This window comes from uncultured Sphingopyxis sp. (assembly GCF_900078365.1).
Lineage (GTDB): Bacteria > Pseudomonadota > Alphaproteobacteria > Sphingomonadales > Sphingomonadaceae > Sphingopyxis.
This window is the reverse complement of the sequence record NZ_LT598653.1, coordinates 3550141-3574976: the sequence shown is the minus strand read 5'-3', so window position 1 is coordinate 3574976 and position 24836 is coordinate 3550141. Positions and strand designations below refer to the sequence as shown.

The 24836-nt window shown below is 66.2% G+C and carries 16 protein-coding genes; 10 read left to right on the top strand and 6 right to left on the bottom strand.

Annotated elements, in window-relative coordinates; translation table 11 throughout:
• Positions 1–6: 6 nt before the first annotated feature.
• Positions 7–417 carry an MbcA/ParS/Xre antitoxin family protein gene (locus tag QZL87_RS16605; protein WP_295321510.1) on the bottom strand — a complete coding sequence of 137 codons (411 nt, stop codon included), beginning with the start codon at positions 415–417 and terminating at the stop codon, positions 7–9.
• A 70-nt stretch (positions 418–487) separates the two neighbouring features.
• Complete coding sequence (locus QZL87_RS16600) at positions 488–958, bottom strand: Lrp/AsnC family transcriptional regulator (RefSeq protein WP_295321509.1); 471 nt, start codon at positions 956–958, stop codon at positions 488–490.
• Between the two features lie 98 nt (positions 959–1056).
• Here QZL87_RS16600 and putA point away from each other — a divergent pair, with 98 nt between their 5' ends.
• Entirely contained in the window at positions 1057–4164 is a 3108-nt protein-coding gene (gene putA, locus QZL87_RS16595) for a bifunctional proline dehydrogenase/L-glutamate gamma-semialdehyde dehydrogenase PutA (RefSeq protein WP_295321508.1), read from the top strand.
• 312 nt (positions 4165–4476) lie between these two features.
• Here the strand turns inward: putA and QZL87_RS16590 are convergent, their stop codons facing one another.
• Positions 4477–5427 (bottom strand): tetratricopeptide repeat protein, encoded by a 951-nt coding sequence (locus tag QZL87_RS16590; protein ID WP_295321507.1) that lies wholly within the window; start codon positions 5425–5427, stop codon positions 4477–4479.
• Between the two features lie 156 nt (positions 5428–5583).
• Between QZL87_RS16590 and gdhA the strand changes: the two genes are divergently transcribed.
• From gdhA to QZL87_RS16565, 5 genes are read left to right on the top strand one after another with little or no spacing between them, the layout of a single operon-like run.
• On the top strand, positions 5584–6939 hold the full coding sequence (gene gdhA / locus QZL87_RS16585) for an NADP-specific glutamate dehydrogenase (RefSeq protein ID WP_295321506.1): 1356 nt from the start codon (positions 5584–5586) through the stop codon (positions 6937–6939).
• 50 nt (positions 6940–6989) lie between these two features.
• A complete protein-coding gene (locus tag QZL87_RS16580; protein WP_295321505.1) occupies positions 6990–8453 on the top strand; it encodes a multiheme c-type cytochrome in 1464 nt (487 codons plus the stop codon).
• Between the two features lie 4 nt (positions 8454–8457).
• Entirely contained in the window at positions 8458–10470 is a 2013-nt protein-coding gene (locus QZL87_RS16575) for a heme-binding protein (RefSeq protein ID WP_295321504.1), read from the top strand.
• Between the two features lie 3 nt (positions 10471–10473).
• Entirely contained in the window at positions 10474–12411 is a 1938-nt protein-coding gene (locus tag QZL87_RS16570) for a hypothetical protein (RefSeq protein ID WP_295321503.1), read from the top strand.
• A 3-nt stretch (positions 12412–12414) separates the two neighbouring features.
• A complete protein-coding gene (locus tag QZL87_RS16565; RefSeq protein WP_295321502.1) occupies positions 12415–16695 on the top strand; it encodes a hypothetical protein in 4281 nt (1426 codons plus the stop codon).
• Positions 16696–16920: 225 nt separating this feature from the next.
• Here the strand turns inward: QZL87_RS16565 and QZL87_RS16560 are convergent, their stop codons facing one another.
• On the bottom strand, positions 16921–19014 hold the full coding sequence (locus tag QZL87_RS16560) for a bifunctional (p)ppGpp synthetase/guanosine-3',5'-bis(diphosphate) 3'-pyrophosphohydrolase (RefSeq protein WP_295321501.1): 2094 nt from the start codon (positions 19012–19014) through the stop codon (positions 16921–16923).
• A gap of 126 nt (positions 19015–19140) precedes the next feature.
• Here QZL87_RS16560 and QZL87_RS16555 point away from each other — a divergent pair, with 126 nt between their 5' ends.
• The 4 genes from QZL87_RS16555 to QZL87_RS16540 all read left to right on the top strand — a co-directional run bounded on the left by QZL87_RS16555 (position 19141) and on the right by QZL87_RS16540 (position 22638).
• Positions 19141–20025: a glycosyltransferase gene (locus tag QZL87_RS16555; protein ID WP_295321500.1), complete on the top strand. Its 885-nt coding sequence runs from the start codon at positions 19141–19143 to the stop codon at positions 20023–20025.
• Between the two features lie 100 nt (positions 20026–20125).
• A complete protein-coding gene (locus QZL87_RS16550; RefSeq protein ID WP_295321499.1) occupies positions 20126–20647 on the top strand; it encodes a helix-turn-helix domain-containing protein in 522 nt (173 codons plus the stop codon).
• Positions 20648–20710: 63 nt separating this feature from the next.
• A complete protein-coding gene (locus QZL87_RS16545; RefSeq protein ID WP_295321498.1) occupies positions 20711–21835 on the top strand; it encodes a histidine kinase in 1125 nt (374 codons plus the stop codon).
• Complete coding sequence (locus tag QZL87_RS16540) at positions 21832–22638, top strand: LytTR family DNA-binding domain-containing protein (RefSeq protein WP_295321497.1); 807 nt, start codon at positions 21832–21834, stop codon at positions 22636–22638. The genes QZL87_RS16545 and QZL87_RS16540 overlap by 4 nt, the downstream gene beginning before the upstream one ends.
• Before the next feature lie 105 nt (positions 22639–22743).
• Here the strand turns inward: QZL87_RS16540 and ribA are convergent, their stop codons facing one another.
• Positions 22744–23799: a GTP cyclohydrolase II gene (gene ribA, locus QZL87_RS16535; RefSeq protein WP_295321496.1), complete on the bottom strand. Its 1056-nt coding sequence runs from the start codon at positions 23797–23799 to the stop codon at positions 22744–22746.
• Positions 23796–24590, bottom strand: coding sequence for an exodeoxyribonuclease III (locus QZL87_RS16530; protein WP_295321495.1), 795 nt, complete (start codon positions 24588–24590; stop codon positions 23796–23798). Before QZL87_RS16530 ends, ribA begins: the two co-directional genes overlap by 4 nt.
• Between the last annotated feature and the right edge of the window lie 246 nt (positions 24591–24836).

Genomic DNA, 24836 nt, shown 5'->3' with positions numbered 1-24836 from the left:
CTCCCGTCACCAGACGCCGCGATAGCTGTCGAGATAGCGGCGCACGCGCATCAGGTCGGTCAGCTGGCCGCCGAGCATGATCTCGAGCGCCGAGCGGTCGCCGAAGGCGCGGTTGGGCGCCTTGATCCAGCGATAGCCGCGCTTCGCGTCGGTATAGAGAAGCCGCAGCGCCTTGTGGATGCCGATGAGGTTCGAGAGGCGCGCCGCCAGATCGACGGTCCAGCGGCCATATTCGCCTTGCTTCCAGCGCTGATAGGTCCGCACGGCGATGTCGCCGAGCAGCACCGCCGCCTGCGCGTCGGTCACGCCCCAATGGTCGAAGAGCCGGATCGCCGCGCGCTGCATGGCCTGCACTTCCGCGTCGGAGAAGCGGAGAGCGGGCGGCGGCGGTGCGTTTTTGACGGCGACGAGCTGCATGAGTCTTCCTGTGACAATTGACGTATATATAGACTAATAACGCCAATTGTCAATCTGCGATGGCAGAGCCTTAGCGCGCCGATTCGAGGATCGTCTCCATCGCGACGAAGGTCGAGGAGCTCGCGACGTGCGGCAGGCTCGAGATTTTCTCGCCGAGCACGATGCGATAGCGGCGGATGTCGGGGGTGCGGACCTTGAGCAGATAGTCGAAGCTGCTCGCGATCATGTGGCATTCCTCGACCTCGGGAATGCGCCGCACCGCATTGTTGAACTCCTTCAGCGCCGCCTCGCGCGTGTCGGACAGCTTGACCTCGGTGAAGGCGACATGGTCGAGCCCGACCTTGGCCGGGTCGACGATCGCGCGGAAGCCGACGATCAGCCCGCTGTCGACGAGGCGCTTCACGCGCTGCTGGCACGGAGTCTTCGACAGGCCGACCTGGAGCGCGAGCTCGGTGAAGGTGATCCGTCCGTCGCGCCCCAGAATCGCGAGGATCTTGCGATCGAATTCGTCCAGTTCGACTGTCGATGAGGGCTTTTTCATATGATTCGACTAGGATTGATATGAAACTTGGTCAATTCATATATAAAATGCCGGTAAACAAGTCGGATCGACTTTCTTCGATATGGTAGCAGGACGCCATGACCCAAAGCCCCGACCGTGCGTCTCTCCGCGCCCCCCTTCGCACCTTGGCCCGCCGCAGCGAAGCCGACATCGTCGCCGAACTGCGCGCTACCCTCGCGACCTCGCCGGCGAGTGTCGAGGCGGTCACGCGCCGCGGCCTCGAACTGATCCGCAAGGCGAAGGCCGACGGCGAGCGCGAGACGCTCGTCGCGCAGCTGATGAACCGCTATCGCCTGTCGACCGAGGAGGGCGTCGTGCTGATGTGCCTCGCCGAAGCGCTGCTGCGCGTTCCCGACAATGCGACCGCCAATGCGTTGATCCGCGACAAGATCGCCGGGCGCCACTGGGCCGAGGGCGACGATGACGACAGCCCGCTGATCGTCGCGCTGTCGGCGCGCGGCCTGTCGCTCGGGTCGGCGACTTTGATGCTCGACGCGATGGGCAGCAAGGCGAACCCGCTGACGCTCTTGAAGTCGATGATCCGCCGCTCGGGCGAACCGGTGATCCGCCAGGCGGCGCTCGCCGCGATGAAGCTGCTCGGTCAGCAATTCGTGATGGGCGAGACGATCGACGCGGCGGTCAAGCGCGCCGATAAGGAAAAGTCCGAACTCGCGAGCTTCGACATGCTCGGCGAAGCGGCGCGCACCGCCGAGGACGCGCTACGTTATTACGACAGCTACGCCCATGCCATCGCGCGCATCGGCAAGAATGCGAAGCCGGGCGATCCGCATGCCAATCACGGCATTTCGATCAAGCTGTCGGCGCTCCACCCGCGCTATGAATATCTGCAGGGCGCGCGCGTGGCGGGCGAGCTGATCCCGCGGGTGATCGAACTCGCTAGGGCGGCGCGCGCGGTCAACATCCCGCTGATGATCGACGCCGAGGAAAGCGACCGGCTGGAACCGCATATGGATGTGTTCGCGGCGCTGATCGACGCCGGGATCGCCGACGGCTGGGCCGGGCTCGGCATCGTGATCCAGGCGTATCAGAAACGCGCGCCGGCGGTGATCGACTGGCTCGCGGATCGCGCGCGGGCGCGCGGGGTCAGGCTGTCGATGCGGCTCGTCAAGGGCGCCTATTGGGACACCGAGATCAAGCGCGCGCAGACGCTGGGCCTCGGTGACTTTCCGGTGTTCACCGCGAAGCTCCATACCGATCTCAACTATATGCGCTGCGCCCAATTGCTGCGCGACTGTCAGGATTGCATCTTCCCGGCCTTCGCGAGCCACAATGCGATGACGCTCGCTTTCGTCGCCGAGCTGTTCGCGGGCGCCGATTATGAGCTGCAGCGGCTGCACGGCATGGGCGAGGGCGCGCATGACGCCTTGGTCGCGCTGTTCCCGCCGCCGCGCCCGGTGCGCGTCTATGCGCCGGTCGGCACACACCGCGACCTGCTCGCCTATCTCGTCCGCCGCCTGCTCGAAAATGGCGCGAACTCGAGCTTCGTGCATCAATTTTCGGACCCCGGCGTCACCGCCGAGGAGCTGGCGGTCGATCCGCGCGGCGTGACGAGCGCGGCATCCTCGACCATCGCCACAGGGCTCGGACTGTTCGACCCGGTGCGGCGCAACTCGCGGGGCTATGATCTTGGCGATCCGGGCGTGCCCGAGGCGCTGGTCGCGGCGATCGGCGCGGCGCGGCGAAGCGACCTCGTCGCGGCGCCGATCGTCGGCGGCGCGGCGCGCCAGGGCAAGGCCGAAGCGGTGCGCAATCCCGCGACGGGGGCCATCCTGGGTCAGGTGGTCGAGGCCGACGCCGCTACTGTCGCCGATGCCGTCGCCGCCGCGCGAAAGGCGCAGGACAATTGGAGCCTCGCGGGCGGCGCCTTCCGCGCCGAACGGCTCGAACGCGCCGCCGACCTGCTCGAAGAGCGTGACGCGCTGTTCCTCGGCCTCGCGATCGACGAGGCGGGCAAGACGGTCGTCGATGCGGTCGCCGAGGTGCGCGAGGCGGTCGATTTCCTCCGCTATTATGCGGGCCAGGCGCGCGCCGATTTCACTTACCCCGTCGCGCTCCCCGGCCCCACGGGCGAGCGCAACGAGCTGATGCTCGAAGGCAAGGGCGTGTTCGTCGCGATCAGCCCGTGGAACTTCCCGCTCGCGATCTTTCTGGGGCAGGTGTCGGCGGCGCTCGCCGCGGGCAATGCAGTGCTCGCCAAGCCCGCCGAGCAGACGCCGCTGATCGCCCACGCCGCGGTCGAGCTGCTGCTCGAAGCGGGCATCCCCGGCGACGTGCTCCATTACCTCCCGGGCCGCGGCGAAACTGTCGGCGCGGCATTGACGAGCCATGACGACATCATCGGCGTCGCCTTCACCGGCTCGACCGAAGTCGCGCGGATGATCAACCGCAGCCTCGCGGGGCGTAACGGCCCGATCGCGACGCTGATCGCCGAGACGGGCGGCGCCAACGCGATGATCGTCGATTCGACCGCGCTGCCCGAACAGGTCGCGCGCGACGCCGTCGCTTCGGCCTTCCAGTCGGCGGGGCAGCGCTGCTCGGCGCTGCGCCTGCTCTGCGTGCAGGAGGATGTCGCCGAGACGATGATCGAGATGGTCGCGGGCGCGATGGCCGAGCTCAATGTCGGCGACCCGGCGATCCTGTCGACCGACGTCGGCCCGATCATCGACGAGGAGGCACGGGCGAATATCGCCGCCTATGTCGCCGAAGCGCGCGCCGCGGGCCGCGTGATCGCCGAAGCCGGACGCACCGACCTGCCCGCGGACGGCCATTTCGTACCGCCGGTCCTGATCCGGCTCGACCATGTCACCGACCTCAAGCGCGAAATCTTCGGGCCGGTGCTGCACGTCGCGACGTGGAAGGGCGGCGAGCTCGATGCGCTGATCGATGCGATCAACGCCTCGGGCTATGGCCTGACCTTGGGCGTCCACACGCGCATCGACGGCGTGGCGGCGCATATCGCGGCGCGCGCGGCGGTCGGCAACGTCTATGTCAACCGCAACCAGATCGGCGCGATCGTCGGCTCGCAGCCCTTCGGCGGGCGAGGCCTGTCGGGGACGGGCCCGAAAGCGGGCGGCCCGCACTATCTGCACCGTTTCGCCGAGGAAAAGTCGATCTCGACCGACATCACCGCGGCGGGCGGCAATGCGGCGCTGATGGCAGGGTAAAAGGCGGAAAGATCGCGATCCCCTTGACCGGCATTTAAGAAAATCCTGTGTCCCCGCGAAGGCGGGGACCCATCTCCCGCCGGCTCGAAATGGCACGGACCGGAGATGGGCTCCCGCCTTCGCGGGAGCACGCAGCTTGATAATCAGAGGTTCCGGCGGAAAACCACGAGGCCCGATACAGAGTGGACGGCTGTCCCGGGCAATACGTCCGAAAGCGTCTCGCGGCGAAATGCCGCGGCGACCCTATGTTCTGGTTGCCCCCCGCAGCGGCGCCGGGATTAGCCTTTTCCCGGCGGCACGCCAACGGATATTTTACGCGCCGGGCACGCCGAGAAGCTGTGCCTGCGCCTTGAGGCGCGCTGCTGCCGCCGGGTTGGCGGCGATGCCGTCCTTCAGCGCCTGCGCCGCCTTCGCCGTTTCGCCCAGCGTCATCCGGCTGCGCATCAGCATGATCCAGCGGTCGACGTCGGCCGGATTGGCCTGAAGCTTGGCTTCGAGGCCGCTCACCATGCCCTCGATCATCGCGTCCTGCTGCCCTTTGGGAAGCTGCGACGCGGCTTCCATCTCGGCGCGGCTCGGCCCTGGAATCGCGCGCGCGGCGACGGGCATTTCGTCGGGCGTCAGCGCGCGCGGCTGCGTGGCGGCAAGCCGTCCGGCGACCTCGATCTTGTGGATCGCGCCGACCTGTTCGATCGTGCGGCGCAGGTCCGCTTCCCACGGCGCGCCCCGCGGCGTGTCGGCGAGCAGCGCGAACCAGTCCTCGATCGCGCCCTTGTGGTCGCCGCCGATATCCTTCCTGACCGCGAGGAAATAGCGCGCGCGCGGGTCCTTCGCGTCGAGCGCGATCGCCTTGTCGAACGCCTCCGACGCTGGGGCGGGCATCGGGTCGCTGTCGCTCGCCATCACCCGCGCTTCGCCGAGCGCCGACCAGAGACCCGCCGATTCGGGCGAAAGCCCGACGGCTTTTTCATAAGCCGCCACGGCGCCCGCGAAATCGCCGAGGTCGAATTTCGCCGCGCCGAGTGCGGTCCACGCATCGGCGCTGGCGGGTTCGCGCTGCGTCCGCGCTTCGAGCGCGGCGAGCTGGTCGGACGGCGCCGCGGCACTTTCGCCGGCCGGGCCGGCGGCGGACGGCGCGGAATCGCGCCAGATCGCATAGCCGATCGCAGCGGCGAGCAATATGAAGGCGGCGATCAATATCGCGCGATTGGTGCCCGTCATGCCGCCGGTCGCGGTTCCCGCCATCTTGTTGCCCTCGCTCATTTTTGCCCCTCATTTACGCCTCACAAAAAATGCGGGCTGTGCGCGCGGTCATATTGCCTTTGCTTGGCGATGGTGTAGCCTTTGGCCTATAAGGTCGGTCAACGATAAAATGGTCAGGGGTCGCACCGGCTTTCCCAGTCAACAGGGGAGGGGTGCATGGCAGTTTCGGATCACGTCGATTTTTCGACGTTCATGGAAGGCGTGAAGCGGCGCAACCCGGGTCAGCCCGAGTTCGTCCAGGCGGTGCAGGAAGTGTCCGAGGACATTTTCGATTTCATCGCCGACAAGGAAGAATATCACGCGCAGCAAATCCTGCGGCGTATCGCCGAACCCGACCGGGTCGTGTCCTTCCGCGTCTGCTGGGAGGACGACAACGGCAATATCCGCGTCCAGCGCGGCTGGCGCGTCCAGAACAACAATGCGATCGGCCCCTATAAGGGCGGGATCCGCTTTCACCCGAGCGTCACCGAAAGCGTGCTCAAATTCCTCGCGTTCGAACAGACGTTCAAAAATGCGCTCACCGGCCTGCCGATGGGCGGCGGCAAGGGCGGGTCGAACTTCAATCCCAAGGGCAAGAGCGTGCGCGAGATCATGCGCTTCTGCCAGAGCTTCATGACCGAGCTTTATCGTCACATCGGCGCCGACATCGACGTGCCCGCGGGCGACATCGGCGTCGGCGGGCGCGAGATCGGCTTCATGTTCGGCCAGTATAAGCGCATCACCAACGAATTCACCGGGGTGCTCACCGGCAAGGGGCTCGAATGGGGCGGCTCGCTGATCCGCACCGAGGCGACCGGTTATGGCGCGGTCTATTTCCTCGCCAACATGCTCGCGGCGAAGGGGCAGGACCTCGTCGGCAAGAGTGCGGTGATTTCGGGATCGGGCAATGTCGCGACGCACGCGGCCGAAAAGGTCGTCCAACTCGGCGGGAAGGTGCTGACGCTGTCCGATTCGGGCGGCTTCATCCACGATCCCGACGGCATCACGCAGGAAAAGATCGACTGGGTGAAGGCGCACAAGACGCACCGCCGCGGGCGGATCGAGGAATATTGCGAAGAGTTCAAGACCGCGACCTTCACCCCCGGCAAGACGCCGTGGGGCGTGAAGTGCGACGTCGCCTTGCCCTGCGCGACGCAGAACGAACTCACTGGCGAGGATGCGAAGACGCTGGTCAAGAATGGCTGCATCGCGGTCAGCGAGGGCGCCAACATGCCGACCAACCTCGAGGGTGTGCATGTCTTCAAGGATGCGAAGATCATGTTCGCGCCGGGCAAGGCGGCCAATGCCGGCGGCGTCGCGGTGTCGGGGCTCGAAATGAGCCAGAACAGCGGCCGCCGCGCGTGGAGCGAGGGCGAACTTCAGCAGATGCTCAAGGACATCATGGACGGTATCCACAAGAATTGCCTGACCTATGGCGATCAGGGGGGTGGCTATATCGACTATGTGAAAGGCGCCAATATCGCGGGATTCAAGAAGGTTGCCGACGCGATGCTGGCTTTCGGGGTGGTGTAATTCGGCTCAAGGCGTAATAAGCGCCGGGTTGGGAAAAAGGGGTACTGCGGATGACGGCGCACGCTGGGAAGGAGCGCGGCGATCGGCCTCGGACGGCATTTGCCGTCCGTCTTCCCACGCGCACGGCATTTGCCGTCCTCGTCGCCATGCTGTGCGCGCTGGCGATCGCCGCCTTCGTCTTCGCGCCGCCCGCGCGGTCGCAGGGCGAAAGCGGGGCGCGCTACACCGGCGTCGCCTCGTGCGCGGGGTCGACCTGCCACGGCCGGATGGAGGGCGACGGCACCATCGTCCGCCAGGACGAGCTGATGACATGGCAGGAGCCCTCGACCCCCGGCGGCGCGCACAGCCGCGCCTGGGCGGTGCTCAACAACAATCGCAGCCAGTTCATCGCGCGCAATCTCGGCATCGGCGATCCCGCCAAGGCGCAGATGTGCCTCGGCTGCCACAGCACCGCGGGCACGGCGCGCGCGGTGCCCGCCGAGGACGGCGTCGGCTGTGAATCGTGCCACGGCCCCGCGGGCGGCTGGCTCGCGAGCCATTATGCCGGGGTCGGCACCAACGCCGATCCCGACCGCGAAATGCGCGGCAAGCATCTCGCCAATCTGTCGGCGGGATTGAAGAAGCTCGAGGACCCGGTGGTCCGTGCAGGCGTGTGCGTCGACTGCCACTTCGGTTCGGCCGCCGACGGCCAGTTCGTGACGCACCGGATCATGGCGGCGGGGCATCCGCGCATCTCGTTCGAGCTCGACCTTTTCTCGTCGCTGCAGGCGCATCATCAGGAGGATGCCGATTATGGCTGGCGCAAGTTCGGCGCGCCGAACCGGCGTACCGACCATGTCCAGATGTGGGCGGTGGGACAGGCGACCGCGATCGAGCGCAGCCTGTCGCTGTTCCAGACGCGGCGCGGGACCGAAGGGATGTTCCCCGAATTTTATTTCCTCGACTGTCACAGCTGCCACCGCCGCATCTTCGACCAGGCGAAGCCGGTGCGCACCGGGCTCGACAATCCGGGCCGCAACCTTCCCGAAGGCATGCCGCCCTATAATGACGAGAATCTGATCATGCTCGCCGCGGCGGCGCGCATGGCCTCGCCCGCGCTCGCCGACCAGCTCGCGGCGCGCACCGCCGCCTTCCACAAGGCGATGACGAGCGACCGGGCGAGCGCGGTGCAGGCGGCGGCGCAGCTGTCGCAGACGGTGGTGGCGCTGAAGTCCGCCTTCGCGTCGCGAAATTTCTCGGGCGCCGACGCCTTCGCGATGGTCGATGCGATTTCGGCGAAAGCGATCGGCGACCGCTACACCGACTATGCGGGATCGCAGCAGGCGGTGATGGGCGTCGACACCCTGCTCAACGCGATGGTGTCGTCGGGCCGCATCACGGTCGGTGCGGCGGCGGGCATCCGCGGCGACATCGACCGTGCCTATGCGTCGGTGAAGGACCCCAACGCCTATAAGCCGTCCGAATTTCAGGCCTCTTTCGACAGCGCGGTGCGCGCGATTCAGGCGCTCAGGTAGGATCATGCGAAGCAGGACCCATATTTTCCGTTCGGCCACCCTCGCCGCCATGGGCGCGCTGTTGCTGACCTCGTGCGGCGGCGGCGACGGCGGCGGCACGCCGGCCCCGGCGCCGACCCCCACGCCGGCGCCGACCCCGACGCCGACGGGCAGCGTTTTCCAGATCCCCGCGCTGACCAACCTCACCACCGGCGACATCGAACGGATCATCGCGCAGGGCGTCGCCGAGGCGCAGGCGCAGAATTTCCGCGCCGGCTTCGTCGTCATCGACCGGGTGGGCAATGTGCTCGCCGTCTTTGCGATGAACGGCGCCGACCTGAGCTTGCGCACGCCGCGCGCGCCCGACGGCAGCGCGACCGACCTGCAGGGGCTGACGCTGCCCGCGCCCGCCGCGCTCGCGGGCGGCATATCGAAGGCGCTGACCTCTTCCTATTTCTCGTCGGCCGGCGGCGCCTTTTCCAGCCGCACCGCGAACGACATCGTTCAGGAAAATTTCCCGCCGTCGAGCCTGACGCGCGGGCTCGAAAGCGGCGCGCTGTTCAGCGTCCAGCTCAGCCAGCTTCCCTGTTCGGACGTGTCGCGCCGTTTCCTCGGCGTGGGCGTCCCCGGCAATCTGGCGGGGACGAAGCGCGGGCCGCTCGGCGTCGGCGCCGACGCGGGGGCCTTCCCGCTCTACAAGAATGGCGCGGTGGTCGGTTCGGTCGCGGTGGTCGGCGACGGCGTCTATGGCTTCGATTCCGAATATCGCGAACGCGACACCGACCTGCGCGAGGAAATCGTCGCGCTCGCGGCGACGCGGGGGTTCGAGCCCGCCGAGGAAATCCGCGCCGACCGGATCAGCATCGATGGCACGCTGCTGCGCTATTCCGAAGCGACGGCGGCGGACATAAAGAGCGGGTCGTCGCCGGCGCCCTCTTTCGCGTCGATCAACGGCTCGGTGGGCGCGCTCGTCTCGGTGCGCGGCTATTATGACGCGGCGTCGGGCATCGTCGCGGGGTCGGTCTATGGCGCCGAGGAATCGGGCGTGCGTCCCGCCAAGGCCAGCGACGGCTATAACGACCCCGACATCTGGGTGGTCAGCGACGGGCAGGGCAATACGCGCTATCTGCCCAAGGCGGGGACCGACGGCGCGACGGTGGCGCAGCCGCTGACCGCCGCCGAGGTGCGCACGATGCTCGTCGAGGCGTTCGACGTCCAGCGCCGCGCGCGCGCGCAGGTGCGGCGCCCGGTCGACAATCGGGCGCAGAACACGATCGCGGTCGTCGATACCAATGGCGAGATATTGGGGCTCGTTCGCGGTCCCGACGCGCTGGTCGATGCGATCGACGCGGTGCCGCAAAAGGCGCGCACGACGGTCTTCTTCTCGAACGCGCGCGCCGCCGCCGACCTCGCGGCCAATGGCGATCCCGCGATCCCGCCGTTTGTCGTCGCGTTCCGGGCCTTTTTGAACGATCCGGGCGCGCTGACCGGCGCGACCGCCTTTTCGGGCCGCGCGGTCGGCAATCTGTCGCGCCCCAACTTTCCCGACGGCGAGGCCGGGCGGCCGCCGGGGCCGCTTTCGGTGCCCGAGGCGAGCTTCAGCATCTTTTCGACCGGGCTGCAGTCGCGGCTGGTGACCCCCGACATCGTCGCGCATGTCGAATATATATTGGGCGCGCGGCCGGCCGACGTGCCGCAAAGCTGTTCGCAAAGCCCGGTGGTTCCAGCGACGGGGCGCAACCGCATCAACAACGGCCTCACCCTGTTCGCGGGCGGGGTTCCCATCTATCGCGGCGGGCAGCTCGTCGGTGCGATCGCTGCATCGGGCGACGGCGACGATCAGAGCGACATGATCGCCTTCCTCGGCCTTTATAACGCCGGGCAGAAGCTCGGCACGCTAGGGCCGCCTGATCCTTCGATCCGGTCGGACCAGATTGTCATCCCGCTTTCCGGCGGCAGCCAGCGGCTGACCTTCATCGCCTGCCCGTTCGCGCCCTTCGTCGGCTCGAACCAGCAAAATGTGTGCAGCGGGCTATAGGCGATGATGGAAGGGGGCAGCCTTTGGCCGATCATCGCGACGCTCGCGGCGCAGGGCGCGCCGGGCGCCGATGTGCCGCCGCCGCCGGCCGATCCGGCGGTCGCTGCCGATGATGCTGCCGCGGATCCGACGACGGCGCAGCTGCCTTCCGAAGAACCAACCCCGCCGCCGCCGCCCGTCGAATGGAAAGAGACGGTCGGCGACGATCTGATCACCCGGATCATCGAAGGGCGCCGCCGGCCGGGTTATCGCCCCGACCTTCCCGATCCATTGTCGCAGGACAATGAGGGCGCGCTGCGTCCGCCGCCGCCGCAGGCCTTTCCGGGCATCGAGGATCAGCTTCCCATTCCCGACCGCTGGCGCCTGATCGAGACGCTGGGGGTGGTCAAGGAACGCTGGTTCGATCCCTATAATCAGAACACGCTGAAGGGCGACCGGCCGATCGACCGCGCGAAAGTGCCGTGGCTGCCGATCGAGGGCGACGACTGGTTCTTCGCGCTGAACGCGGTGTCGGACAGCGTGCTCGAACCGCGCACCTTCCCGATTCCGGTCGGCATCCAATATCCCGAGCGGCCGGGCAGCACCGACGTCTTCGGCCGCCCCGAAAGCCTCGTCGCGTCGCAGACGTTCATCGTCGGCGCGGCGCTGATCAAGGGCAATACGACCTACAAGCCGCCCGACGTCGAATATCGGCTGACGCTGGCGTTCAACATGAATTATGTCGAGGTGCCCGAACGGCGGATTCTCTTCGTCGAACCGTCGAAGGGGCGGACGCGCTTCGACCATTTCCTCGGCGTCCAGGAAGCCTTCATCGACTATCACCTCCAGAACACCTCGGATCGCTACGACTTCGATTCGGTGCGCGTCGGCATCCAGCCTTTCCAGGCCGATTTCCGCGGCTTCCTGTTTCAGGACAGCCAGCTCGCCTATCGCCTGTTCGGCAACCGCGACAACAACCGCATCCAGTATAATCTGGCGGCGATCTGGCGGCTGGAGAAGGACACCAACAGCGGGCTCAACGACCTGACCCAGTCGCCGCGGCGCGACTGGATCCTGCACGCCAATCTTTACCGGCAGGATTTCCCCTTCGTCGGGCTGACCAGCGAGATTTCGGCGACGTGGAACATCAACCGCGAAGCGAACCGCGTCCAAATCGACGACAATGGCTTTCCGGTGCGACCCGCGCTGATCGGCAATCTGCAGGGCCGCGACTATGACGCGATCTATTTCGGCTATGGCGTCGACGGGCGGATCGGCCGGATCAACGTCACCGCGATGGGCTATGCCGCACTGGGCAGCGACCGCGACAATGTGTTCACGGGGCGCAAGGCGGACATCCGCGCCTGGTTCGGCGCCGCCGAACTCAGTTACGATTACGACTGGATGCGCTTTCGCCTGTCGGGCCTCTATGCGTCGGGCGACAAGGATCCCTTCGACGACAAGCAGACCGGCTTCGACGCGATCTTCGAAAATCCGATCTTCGCCGGCGCCGACACCAGCTACTGGATCCGGCAGGCGGTGCCCTTCATCGGCGGCGGCCGCGCGATCGGGCTGACCGGCCGCAATGGCGTGCTCAATTCGCTGCGCTCGTCGAAGGAAGAGGGGCAGTCGAACTTCGTCAATCCGGGCACGCTACTGCTCGGCGCCGGCGCCGATTTCGACCTGAGCCCGCAATTCCGCCTTTCGGGCAACGCCAACCATCTCTGGTTCGACGATACCAAGGTGCTGCAGGTCCTGCGCAGCGAAGGATCGATTCCGAAGGCGATCGGCTGGGACCTGTCGCTGGCCGCGATCTGGCGGCCCAAGGCGACGCAGAATATCGTCGGGCGCCTCAGCACCGCGGTGCTGCTGCCCGGAGCCGGGTTCAAGGACCTGTTCGAGAACCAGCGGCGCGACAAGGCCTATGTGTCGGTCCTCGCCAACATGATTTTGAGTTTCTAGCCCATGATGCGCACGCTCCTCATCCTGCTCGGTCTTGTGACGACGGCGCTGTTCGCGGGCGCGGCGGACCTCGGCGCGGCCGAAAAGGAAAAGCCGGTCAAGGTCGAATATCGCTTCACCCCGCCCGCGCCGCGCGAGCAGGGCGATGCCGAGGTCGCGGCGAAATCGAATGGCTGCTATTCGTGCCACACGCGCACCGACCAGCCGTCGATGCACGCGACGCCCGCGGTCAAGCTCGGCTGCACAGACTGCCATGGCGGCGATTCCACCTCGCCCGCCGCCTTCGGCAGGCCCGAGCTCGGCTATAAGGACCCCTATAATATCGCCGCGATGAAGGCCGCGCACCCGCAGCCGACCTATCCGCAGAGCTGGGGCGACACCTCGGCCAATCCGGTGCGCAGCTATACGCTGCTCAACCGCGAGGCGCCCGAATTCATCCGCTTCGTCAACCCCAGCGACTATCGCGTCGCGCGCGAGGCGTGCGGGGCGTGCCACCTCGAGATCATCGAGGCGACCGAACGCTCGCAAATGTCGACCGCGGCGATGTTCTGGGCGGGCGCCGCCTATAACAACGGCATCGTTCCGTTCAAGACATCGATCTTCGGCGAAGCCTATACGCGCGAGGGCGAGCCGGCGTGCGTCCTGTCGCCCTCCTCGCTGCTGACCGCGGAGCAATATAAGGAAGCCTGCAAGCCGTCCTTCGGCTTCGACAAGATCGTGACCGACGCCGAAGCCAAGCGCGGCGCGCTTGCCAAAATCTATCCGCTGCCGCGCTGGAACGTGATGCCGCCGAGCGACGTGTTTCGCGTGTTCGAACGCGGCGGGCGCAATATCAACTCGCAGTTCGCCGAGGTCGGCCTGCCGAACCCGACGGGCAGCATCCAGCGGCTCGAGGAACCCGGGCGACCCGACCTCAAACAGTCGAACCGCGGCCCCGGCACCGGGCTGCGCGTCGCGATCGCCGTTCTCAACCTGCACAAGACGCGCCTCAACGACCCCTATATGTGGTTCATGGGGACCAACGACCAGCCCGGCGACTATCGCCATTCGGGCTGTTCGGGCTGCCACGTCGTCTATGCCAACGACCGCGAGCCGCGCCACAGCCTGACCTATGCGGAATATGGGCGCGACGGCCAGACGGCGACGGTCGATCCGACGATCGCGGAAAAGCTGGCGGCCTCCGGCGGCGACGCGCATGGGGGCCATGACGACGCCGACGAGCATGGCGGCGGTCATGGGTCGCTGATCGACCCGACCCGTTCGCACATGTCCGACAATCCGCGGCGCAAGGAGTCGGGGCATCCGATCAGCCATGCCTTCACCCGCGCGATCCCGACCTCGCAGTGCATGACCTGCCATATGCACCAGCCGAACATCTTCCTGAACTCCTACCTCGGCTACACGATGTGGGATTATGAATCGGACGCGCCGCAGATGTGGCCGGGACCGGACAACACCGCGCCGCGTCCGCCGGGGATGAGCGACGAGGAGTATCGGAAGACATACAAGCAGCAACGCTATCCGACCGCCGCCGAGGTTCACGCGACGCTTGAGCGCAATCCCGAGGGCGCGGGGCCGCGCGGCCTGTGGTCCGACGTCGAATTTCTGCGCGACGTCTATGACGTCAACGCGACGAACAAGGACACCCAGTTCGCCGACTATCACGGCCATGGCTGGAATTTTCGCGGCATCTTCAAGCGCGACCGGAGCGGGAACCTGCTGACCGCCGACGGCAATATGGCGACCTGGGGCACTGACACGGCGAACATCGTCGATCCGAAGGACCCCGAAAAGTGGCGCAAGAGCTGCGCGCATTACAGCGATGTGACGGAACGCGAGCTGTGCCTGTCGAGCGCCGATCCCGGGAAGCCCGGCGTCGAGGGCAAGTTCGTGCCGCCCGGCCTCAATCCCGGCAAGACGGTCCATATGATGGACATCCACGCCGAAAAGGGAATGCAGTGCGCCGACTGCCACTTCGCGCAGGACAGCCACGGCAACGGTTATATCCAGGGCGAGGTCGCGAATGCGATCGAGATCAGCTGCAAGGATTGCCACGGCACCGCCGACGCCTTTCCGAACCTCTTGACCTCGAACGTCGCGGCGCGGCCGCAGGGGACCAACCTCGCGCTGCTCCGCAACCCCGACGGCCGGCGGCGCTTCGAATTCCAGTATAATGACGATGCCGAGGTGATCGGCCTCATCCAGCGGTCGATCGTCGATCCGAAGCTCGAATGGCAGGTCAGCCTCGTCAAGCAGGCGGTGACCCCGGGGCCGCATTTCAACGCCAAGGCGGCGCGCGCGAAGCTGATGGCGCGTTCAGGCAGCGAGGACGGCAAATATGAATGGGGCCCGGGCGTGGCGAAGGAAGACCGCGCGCACGGCGACGACCGGATGACCTGCTTCACCTGCCACCTGTCGTGGACGACGAGCTGCGGCGGCTGCCATTTGCCGATCGAGGCGAACTGGAAGACCAAGTCGCACCATTTCGAGGGCGAGGAATCGCGCAACTTCGCGACCTATAACCCGCAGGTCGCGCGCGACGAAATGTTCCAGCTCGGTCGGCACCAGCTGACCAAGCCCGGCGAACCCGGCCCGAACGGCGAGGTGCGCGGCATCATCACCCCCGTCCGCTCGAGCTCGGCGCTGATCCTGTCGTCGACCAACGTCAATCGCGAGCGCATCTATGTCCAGCAGCCGCCGATTTCGGCGGCGGGCTATTCGAGCCAGGCCTTCGCGCCGCATTTCCCGCACACGGTGCGCCGGGCGGAGACCAAGCAATGCACCGACTGCCACCTCTCGGCCGCCGACGACAATAATGCGATCATGTCGCAGCTGCTGCTGCTCGGCACCAATTTCGTCAATTTCGTCGGGCTCAACGTCTGGTCGGGGATGGAGGACGGCTTCCAGGCGACGCGCGTCACCGAATGGGACGAGCCGCAGGCGGTGATCGGCAGCTATCTCCAGAAATATGCCTATCCCGACTATTGGAAGCTGCACGTCGAACAGAATGGCCGCGAGCTCAAGAATTGGGTGCGCGGCAAGGTGTTCGACAAGAAGCTGTCGGGCGAAACCCGCGCGCTCGAGGAATTCGCCAACATCGTGCAGGACACGAGCGGCCGGGTGAACTGCCTCCAGCAGCGCGGCGAATATATGTTCGTGGCGGAGGGCAAGGGCGGTTTCCGCGTCTATGACGTCGCGTCGATCGGCAACAAGGGCTTTTCCGAACGCATCGTGCGCGCGCCTTTCTCGCCGCTCGGCCACGATACGCATGTGAAGACGAAGAACGCGACCTGCATGGCGATCGCGACGACCCAGCCGATCAGCGTGTCGCGCAACGAGAATATCGTGAAGAATTTCCCCCAGAATCACGAACAGGTGATGCACGACATCTATCGCTATGCGGTGATCACCGACAGCGTCGAAGGTCTGATCCTCGTCGACATCGACACGCTGGCCGACGGCGAATTCCGCAACAACAAGCTGAAGCGCGCGCTGACGTGGAACGAGGACGATGTGCTCGCGGGCGCGCGGCACATCACGCTCGCGGGCAGCATCGCCTATGTGGCGACCGACGCCGGGCTCGTCGTGCTCGACCTGACGGTCCCGCTCCAGCCCAAGGTAACCGCGCGGTTGCCGCTCACCGATGCGCGCGCGAGCGCCATCCAGTTCCGCTACCTCTGGGCCACCGACGCCGAGGGGGTGAAGCTGTTCGACGTCACCGACCTCGCGCAGCCGGTCGCGGTGCCCTCGGGCACGGTGCGGCTCGCCAACGCGCGGAAGATTTATATCGCGCGCACCTATATGTATGTCGCGGCGAAGGCCGAGGGGCTCGTCATCGTCGATGTGACGCGGCCCGCGGCGCCGGTCGTCTGGCCGGGGCTGACCTTCGGCGGCGCGCTGACCGACGCCGAGGATGTGATCGTCGGATCGACCAACGCCTCGCTGTTCGCCTATGTCGCCGACGGACGGGATGGCATCAAGGTGCTCCAGCTCACCAGCCCCGACAATCCGGGCCTCTATGGCTTTTCGCCCAAGCCGGTCCCCGAGCTGATCGCCTGGGCGAAGACGCCGTCGCCGGCGCTCGCGCTGTCGAAAGGCCTCGACCGCGACCGCGCGGTCGACGAGACGGGCGGGCAGATGGCGGTGTTCGGCCGCATCGGCTCGCGCCCCTTCACGCGCGGCGAGATGGAGAAATTGTTCCTGAACAGCAAGGGGATGGTCTACAAGGTCCGCGACGAGGTCGACGAAAGCGCGTGGCGGCCGCCTTTGCTGTATGCGGGCTGAGGGGCTGGTCTGCTTTCGGCCGGAAGCGGACATAGCTGAAAAGCAAGCCCCTCCCCTTCAGGGGAGGGGTTGGGGTGGGGGCCATCGGCCTTGCGCAAGGCCGGTAGCCCCCACCCACTGCGACTAGGCAGCAAGCTGCCAAGTCTCGCTGCCCTCCCCTGAAGGGGAGGGCATGATTTGGATCAACGCCCGCTTTCCACCCCCCAACCCGACGAAGTTGGCCGCCTAAAGCCGCTCGGCCTGCACCACCGTGTCGGACGCGCGCAGCGCCGACAATATGCGCATCACATGCTGGACGTCGCGCACTTCGACGACGACGTCATAGGTGTGGAAGCCGCCCTCGCGGTTCGACAGCCGCAAATTGGTGATGTTCGCCATATTGGCCGCGAGGATGCCCGACATTTCGGCGAGCGTGCCGGGTTCGTTGCGGATGACGATGCACAGTCGCGCGTTGCCGCCCTCGCTGTCCTCCTGCCATCTGAGGTCGATCCAGTCGGCATCGATCCCGTCGGCGAGGCTTGGGCAGTCGATGACGTGGACCTCGATCCCTTCGCCCGGGCGCGACAGGCCGACGATGCGGTCGCCGGGCACCGGATGGCAGCAGTCGGCGAGCTGATAGGCGACGCCGGGGGTCAGCCCCGCGATCGACACCGCCGCGCCCTGCACGAGCTTGCCGGGCTTGGCCTTCATCTCGGCGGTGATGCCGGGAACAAGCGCCTCGAGCACGGCATTGTCGGTCAGCCTTTGCTTGGCGATCGCGACATAGAGCGCGCTGTCGTCGTCGAGCTTCAGCCGCTCGCGCGCCGCCGCGCGGGCCTTGTCGCCGACCTTGTTCGGCAGCCGCGCGACGATCTCGTCGTACATGGTGCGGCCCAAGGCGGCGAGCTCGACCTTTTCCTTCGAGCGGACATGGCGGCGGATCGCCGCACGCGCCTTGCCGGTGACCGCGAAGCCGAGCCAGGTCGGCTGCGGCGTCTGCTTGTCCGACGACAATATTTCGACGGTGTCGCCGTTGGCGAGCTGGGTGCGCAGCGGCACGAGCCGGCCGTTGACCTTTGCCCCCACGGTGCGGTCGCCGAGCCCGGTGTGGACGGCATAGGCGAAATCGACCGGGGTCGCGCCCTTCGGAAGCTGGTGCAGGCTGCCCTTCGGCGTGAAGGCGAAGATGCGGTCCTGATACATGGCGATGCGCGTATTCTCGAGGAATTCCTCGGGATCGTGCGTCTGCTCGAGGATTTCGATGAGGTCGCGAATCCAGCCGGCCTGGCCGTCGGGGGTGCTGCCGCCCTGCTTGTAGGCCCAGTGCGCCGCGAGCCCGAATTCGGACTGCTGGTGCATGCCGAGGCTGCGAATCTGGATTTCGATCCGCATATTCTGCTGGTGCATGATCGTCGTGTGCAGCGACTTGTAGCCGTTGCGCTTGGGGGTCGAGATATAGTCCTTGAAGCGGCCGGGAACCATTTTCCACTTGCGGTGGATCAGGCCCAGCGCGGCATAGCAGTCGGCATCGGTCGGGGTGACGATGCGAAAGGCGATGATGTCGGTCACCTGCTCGAAGCTGACGTGGCGTTCCTGCATCTTGCGCCAGATCGAATAGGGGTGCTTCTCGCGCCCCGAAATCTCGGCCTCGATCCCCGCGGCGGCGAGCAGTTCCTTGAACTCGCGGGTGATCGCGGCGACCTTGTCCTTGCCGCCGGCGGTCAGCTTGGCGAGGCGGCCGGTGATCGTCGCATAGGCTTCGGGCTCGAGCTCGCGAAAGGCGAGCAGCTGCATCTCGCGCATATATTCATACATGCCGATCCGCTCGGCGAGCGGGGCATAGATGTCCATCGTCTCCTTGGCGATGCGGCGGCGCTTGTCGGGATTCCCGATGAAATGCAGCGTCCGCATATTGTGCAGCCGGTCGGCGAGCTTGACGAGCAGCACGCGGATGTCGTCCGACATGGCGAGCAGGAATTTGCGCAGATTTTCAGCGGCGCGCTCATTCTCGGTCTGCGCCTCGATCTTCGACAATTTGGTGACGCCGTCGACCAGCCGCCCGACGTCGCTGCCGAACAATCGCTCGATCTCCTCGGGCGTCGTCAGCGTGTCCTCGAGCGTGTCGTGGAGCAGCGCGGTGACGATCGTCTCGCTGTCGAGATGGAGGTCGGTCAATATGCCCGCGACCTCGACCGGATGGCTGAAATAGGGGTCGCCCGACGCGCGCTTCTGACTGCCGTGCTTCTGGACGGTGAAGACATAGGCGCGGTTGAGCAGCGCCTCGTCGACGTCGGGATCATAGGCGCGCACGCGCTCGACAAGTTCGTATTGACGCAACATCAGCCCCAATGTCGCCCCTGACGCATATATTGCAATGCGAAATTTGTGTGCGCGGCGCCGAAGTCGTTAGCAACTTTGGTAAAGCCCGTTGGAAGCATCGTTCGCCGCGGGTAGGAGAATCGTCCGATGGGGACCGAAGCTCTTGATTCGACGGCGCCGCCGCGCGTGTCGATGGTCATGCCCGTGCACAATGGCGCACGCTGGCTGGCCGATGCGATCGCGTCGGTGCTGGCGCAGGATTTCGCCGATTTCGAGCTGATTCTCGTCGACGATGCCTCGCGCGACGATTCGCCGGCGATCATGGCGGACGCCGCCGCGCGCGACCGGCGGGTGCGCGTCCTGCGGCTGGATACGAACGCCGGCCTGCCTGCGGCGCTCAACCACGGCTTCGCCGCGGCGCGCGGCGCGCTGCACAGCTGGACCTCCGACGACAATCTGCTGCGCCCGCAGATGCTCGCGCGGCTCGTCGCGACGCTCGACGCGCATCCCGCGGCGGACATCGTCTATGCTGATTTCACGCTGATCGACGATGCGGGCACCGAGCTCGGCCGGTCGCGCGTCGGCCCGATCGAGCGATTGCTCCACGGCAACAATGTCGGCGCCTGCTTCCTCTATCGCGCGCGGGTGACCGAGGCGCTCGGCGGCTATGACACGGCGCTGTTCGGCGTCGAGGATTACGACTTCTGGCTGCGCGCCGCGCTGCGCTTCGCCTTCGTCGCGCTGCACGAGGATCTCTATATCTATCGCAAGCATGGCGGCAGCCTGACGAGCCAGCGCGCCGAGCAGATTCAGGCGCTGACCGCCGCGATCGTCGAACGCGCGCTGCCCGCGGAACTGCCCGCGCGCAGCCGCAGCGAAATCCTGCTCGGGCTCGCGCTGCGCAGCCGCAGCCGCTGGCGGCTCGACCTCGTGCGCCGCGCCTTTCGCGCCGATCCGGCGCATGTCGCGGCGCGGCTGCCCGCGATCGCGCGCTGGTCGCTCGCCGTCGCGCGCAACCGCATCGCCGCCTGAGCGGCCGCGCGCACCGCTGCCCGGTATTTGCGTTGCGAAATGCAACGAAGGCCCTATATTTTTTTGGCGCATGGGGCGATTTTACGTTAGGGCATTGGGCATGGGAAAATTACGCGAAGTCTTGAACGATCTCGATGGGGGCAATTGCGCCCTGCCGCTGGCGCTCGAGGCGATGGGCGAGCGATGGTCGTTCATGATCCTGCGCGCGGCCTTCAACGGCGTGCATCATTTCGAGGAATTCCAGCAGGAATTGAGCATCGCGCGCAACATATTGTCGAACCGGCTGTCGAAGCTCGTCGACCATGGCATCATGGCGCGCGAGGTGATGGCCGAGGACCGGCGCAAGGTGCGCTACCAGCTCACCGAAAAGGGGATCGAGCTGCTGCCCGCGATGATCGCGCTGCGCCAATGGGGCGAAAAATGGGGCGCGGGCGTGCCCTCGACCCCGGTGCTGGTCGATGCGCGCGACGAACAGCCGATCGGCCCCGTCACGCTGACCGCGCACGACGGCCGCGTGATCGGTTACAAGGAATTGCTGTGGAAGCATCGTTCGGAATTGCAGCCGCTCGGGCAAGCGCGCGTGCGCGCCGACGCGCCCGCGGCGGCGGTCGCGGCCGAATGACGCGCCCCGCCGCCGCCCGCCTTCGCGCGCGCAGCCACTGACATCGCCAACGTAACGACCCTCATGCCGCTGTTTCGCCTGACCTCGCCCGGGCCCTTCTTCGACAACAAGGTCCGCGCCTTCTGGAATCTGCAGATATTGGGCTGGGCCGCGTGGCTCGGGCTGCGCGGCGTGTCGGGGCTTGCCAACGGACAGGCCTTCACCTTCTTCATTCCGCAGACGATTTCGGCGATCACCGGCTTTTCACTGACGCTGATCCTGTCGGTCTGCTACCGCGCGCTGATTCATCGCCGCCCGCTGCTGATGTGGGGGGTCAGCTTCGGCCTCGCCGGGGTCGCGACCGCGCTCTGGGCCTTCATCGACGCGTGGGTCGCGCAGATCCAGAACCCGGCGAGCGAAGCGGGCTTCACCAGTCTTTTGCTCGGCGCGATGTATATCGACGCGACCTCGCTCGCGGCCTGGTCGGCGCTCTATTTCGCGATCAACTATTTCCTCCAGCTCGAGGAACAGAATGACCGCGTGCTGCGGCTCGAGGCGCAGGCGGCGTCGGCGCAGCTCGCGATGCTGCGCTATCAGCTCAACCCGCATTTCCTGTTCAACACCTTGAACAGCATTTCGACGCTCGTGCTGCTGAAGCAGGCCGAGCCCGCCAATGCGATGCTGTCGCGCCTTTCGGCGTTCCTGCGCTACACGCTCGCCAACGAGCCGACCGCGCAGGTCACGCTGGCGCAGGAGATCGAGACGCTGAAGCTCTATCTCGACATCGAGAAGATGCGTTTCGAGGAGCGGCTGCGCCCCCATTTCGCGATCGATCCCGCGGTGTCGCGCGCGCGTTTGCCGTCGCTTCTGCTCCAGCCGCTGATCGAGAATGCGATCAAATATGCGGTGACGCCGCAGGAGGAAGGCGCCGATATCACGATTTCCGCACAGCTGGCCGGTCAAAATGTCCGGATCACCGTGTCCGACACCGGCGCGGGATTGTCAGCCGACCCCACGGACCCCACCACTGGCGTTGCAACGGAATCGACCGGTGTGGGTTTAGCCAACATCAGGGACCGGCTGGCGCAGGCTTTCGGCGATCAGCAGAGGTTCGACGTCCATATGGGCGCTGATGGCGGATTCACGGTGGTGATCGAGTTTCCGTTCCAGCCCGACGGGCACATGACGATTGGAACCGAACGCACATGACGATCAGAACCATCCTGGTGGATGATGAAAAATTGGCGACCCAGGGCCTGCAGCTGCGGCTCGAAGCGCATGGCGATGTCGAAGTCGTCGACACCGCGCAGAACGGCCGCGAGGCCATAAGAAAGATCAAGACGCACAAACCTGACCTCGTCTTCCTCGACATCCAGATGCCGGGGTTCGACGGCTTTTCGGTGATTCAGGGATTGATGGAGGTCGAGCCGCCGCTGGTCGTGTTCGTCACCGCTTTCTCGGACCATGCGATCCGCGCCTTCGAGGCGCAGGCGGTCGACTATCTGGTGAAGCCGGTCGAGCCCGAGCGGCTCGCCGACGCGCTCGACCGCGTCCGCCAGCGCCTGACCGAAAAGCGCGGCGCGGCCGAGGTCGAACGGCTCAAGACCGTGCTCGCCGAAGTCGCGCCCGAAGCGGTCGAGGATTATGACGCCGAGGCGCAGCCCGACGCGCATGCCGCCGACCGCTATGAAAAGATGATCAACATCAAGGATCGCGGCCAGATCTTCCGCGTCGATGTCGACAGCATCGAGCGGATCGACGCCGCCGGCGACTATATGTGCATCTATACCGCCGACAACAGCCTGATCCTGCGCGAGACGATGAAGGACCTTGAAAAGCGGCTCGATCCGCGCAACTTCCAGCGCGTCCACCGCTCGACGATCGTGAACCTGTCGCAGGTGAAGCAGGTCAAGCCGCACACCAACGGCGAATGCTTCCTCGTGCTCGGTTCGGGCGCGCAGGTGAAGGTCAGCCGCAGTTACCGCGACGTGGTGGCGCGCTTCGTGCATTAAGCCAGCAAACGAATACCGTCATTGCGAGGAGCGAAGCGACGCGGCAATCCAGGATGGCGTAAACCGCTCTGGATTGCTTCGCTTCGCTCGCAATGACGAGACTTTCTAAAGCTGGTGCCCGGTCCGGTCGCGCTTCGTCGCGAGATATTGCTCGTTATATTTGTTCGTCGGCAGCGTGAGCGGAATGCGTTCGATCACCTCGACGCCTTCCTTTTCGAGCCGCGCGACCTTTTCGGGATTGTTCGTCATCAGCCGGATGCGCGGCACGTTCAGCAATTCGAGCATCCGCCCGGCGATCGCGAAATCGCGCGCCTCGACCGGGAAACCGAGCCTGAGGTTCGCATCGACCGTGTCATAGCCCTGATCCTGCAACGCATAAGCGCGCAACTTGTTGACGAGGCCGATCCCGCGCCCCTCCTGCCTGAGATAGAGCAGCACGCCCCACGGCGCGTCCGCCATCGCGTGGAGCGCGGCGTGGAGTTGCGGCCCGCAATCGCATTTGAGGCTGCCGAGCACGTCGCCGGTCAGGCATTCGCTGTGCAGGCGCACCACCGGCGGGTTCGCGTCGCGCTGGCCGATGACCAGCGCGACATGGTCCGACGCCTCCTCGGGCGAGCGGAAGGCGACGATTTCGGCGCTCTCGCTCGCCGCGACGGGCAGGCGCGCGCGCGCCGCGATTTCGAGGCGTGCGGGGTCGAGCAGCGCGGCGACGTCATCGACCGAGCAGCATGTCTCGGCCTCCCCCGCCGCCTCGCGCACGAAGAAGGCCGGGAGCAGCCCGGCGTGACGTGCCATCGTCATCGCGGCCGCCGCTGCACGTTCGCCGCGCGTTGCGAGGGTGCGAAAGGGGCCCTTGAGCGGGTTCGCAAGGTCGAGCGCCGGGTCGGCGATCGCAAGTGCCGCCGCGACCGTATCGGCGGCATCGGCGAGCCGCACCGGCCCGGGCGTCGCGGCGGCGCGCTGATTGGTGAGCTTGAGCGTGACGGCGCGCTCGCCCGACAGCAGCATGTCGCGACTGGAAAATTCGGCGAGCGCCGCATCGCGCGCGCTTTCGACCGCGAGCAGGTCGAGCGTGCCGTCGGGTCCCGCGACACTGAACGGCCAGCCGCGGCGCAGCGCGTCGATGGCGCGCGCCGCCCTTCGGGCTCCGGCATCGCTCAAAAATCGAACTCGGTGATCAGCGGGATATGGTCCGACGGCCGTTCCCAGCTGCGCGCCGGCTGGACGACGCGGTGCGACACGGCCTTCGCCGTCAGATCGGGCGTCACCCACATATGGTCGAGCCGGCGGCCGCGGTTCGACGCTTCCCAGTCCTTCGCGCGGTAGCTCCACCAGGTGTAGAGCGGCGTCGGCGCCGCGATGAAGTGGCGCCCGAGATCGACCCAGTTCGACGCCGCCTGCAGCCGCGCGAGCGTTTCGACCTCGATCGGCGTATGGCTGACGACATCGAGCAGCGCCTTGTGGTTCCACACATCGCTTTCGAGCGGCGCGACGTTGAAATCGCCCGTCAGCACCGTCGGGGTGCCGTTCAGCGCCCCCGACCATAGAGTCATGCGCTCGAAGAAGTCGAGTTTCTGCCCGAATTTGGGGTTCAATTCGCGGTCGGGAATGTCGCCGCCCGCCGGAATATAGACATTGTCGAGCCGCACCCCCGACGGCAGCGTCACGCCGACGTGGCGTGCCTCGCCGTTGGCCTGCCAGTCATATTTGCGCACGTCGGCGAGCGGCACCTTGCTGACGATCGCGACGCCATGGTGCATGCGCTGGCCGTGGGTGACGATATGCTCATAGCCGAGACGTTTGAACATCTCGGGCGGGAACAGGCCGCATTCGACCTTGGTTTCCTGAAGGCAGAGGATGTCGGGGGCTTCTTCGCGCAGGAATTTCTCGACGATGCCGATGCGCGCGCGAACGCTGTTGATGTTCCACGATGCGATGCTGGTGCGAGTCATGCGCTCGGCTCTATCGGCGCGGAAGGTTGTTCGCAATGCGATTGCGGCACCCGCCCGCTCCCCCACCCAGCCTCCCATTTCAGGATAAGCTGTCGGGAGGCTGGGTGGGGGAGCGGGCTGGTGCCGCCTGCCGCATTAGCGGCAGAAAACAACTCCAGACAAATTAAACCCCCGTCCCAGGGGCGGTGGAACGGGGGTTCAAGGTCAGCGTTCGTCACGCTCTTGAATGAAGGTGCCTGGCAACCC

What these genes read in the sequence shown, in the direction of transcription:
- QZL87_RS16570 (WP_295321503.1), top strand. Translation starts at nt 10,474, where the DNA reads ATGATGGAAGGGGGCAGCCTTTGGCCGATCATCGCGACGCTCGCGGCG.
- QZL87_RS16590 (WP_295321507.1), bottom strand. Translation starts at nt 5,427, where the DNA reads ATGAGCGAGGGCAACAAGATGGCGGGAACCGCGACCGGCGGCATGACG.
- QZL87_RS16560 (WP_295321501.1), bottom strand. Translation starts at nt 19,014, where the DNA reads ATGTTGCGTCAATACGAACTTGTCGAGCGCGTGCGCGCCTATGATCCC.
- QZL87_RS16600 (WP_295321509.1), bottom strand. Translation starts at nt 958, where the DNA reads ATGAAAAAGCCCTCATCGACAGTCGAACTGGACGAATTCGATCGCAAG.
- QZL87_RS16580 (WP_295321505.1), top strand. Translation starts at nt 6,990, where the DNA reads ATGACGGCGCACGCTGGGAAGGAGCGCGGCGATCGGCCTCGGACGGCA.
- QZL87_RS16550 (WP_295321499.1), top strand. Translation starts at nt 20,126, where the DNA reads ATGGGAAAATTACGCGAAGTCTTGAACGATCTCGATGGGGGCAATTGC.
- putA (WP_295321508.1), top strand. Translation starts at nt 1,057, where the DNA reads ATGACCCAAAGCCCCGACCGTGCGTCTCTCCGCGCCCCCCTTCGCACC.
- QZL87_RS16605 (WP_295321510.1), bottom strand. Translation starts at nt 417, where the DNA reads ATGCAGCTCGTCGCCGTCAAAAACGCACCGCCGCCGCCCGCTCTCCGC.
- QZL87_RS16575 (WP_295321504.1), top strand. Translation starts at nt 8,458, where the DNA reads ATGCGAAGCAGGACCCATATTTTCCGTTCGGCCACCCTCGCCGCCATG.
- QZL87_RS16555 (WP_295321500.1), top strand. Translation starts at nt 19,141, where the DNA reads ATGGGGACCGAAGCTCTTGATTCGACGGCGCCGCCGCGCGTGTCGATG.
- QZL87_RS16540 (WP_295321497.1), top strand. Translation starts at nt 21,832, where the DNA reads ATGACGATCAGAACCATCCTGGTGGATGATGAAAAATTGGCGACCCAG.
- QZL87_RS16565 (WP_295321502.1), top strand. Translation starts at nt 12,415, where the DNA reads ATGATGCGCACGCTCCTCATCCTGCTCGGTCTTGTGACGACGGCGCTG.
- gdhA (WP_295321506.1), top strand. Translation starts at nt 5,584, where the DNA reads ATGGCAGTTTCGGATCACGTCGATTTTTCGACGTTCATGGAAGGCGTG.
- QZL87_RS16530 (WP_295321495.1), bottom strand. Translation starts at nt 24,590, where the DNA reads ATGACTCGCACCAGCATCGCATCGTGGAACATCAACAGCGTTCGCGCG.
- QZL87_RS16545 (WP_295321498.1), top strand. Translation starts at nt 20,711, where the DNA reads ATGCCGCTGTTTCGCCTGACCTCGCCCGGGCCCTTCTTCGACAACAAG.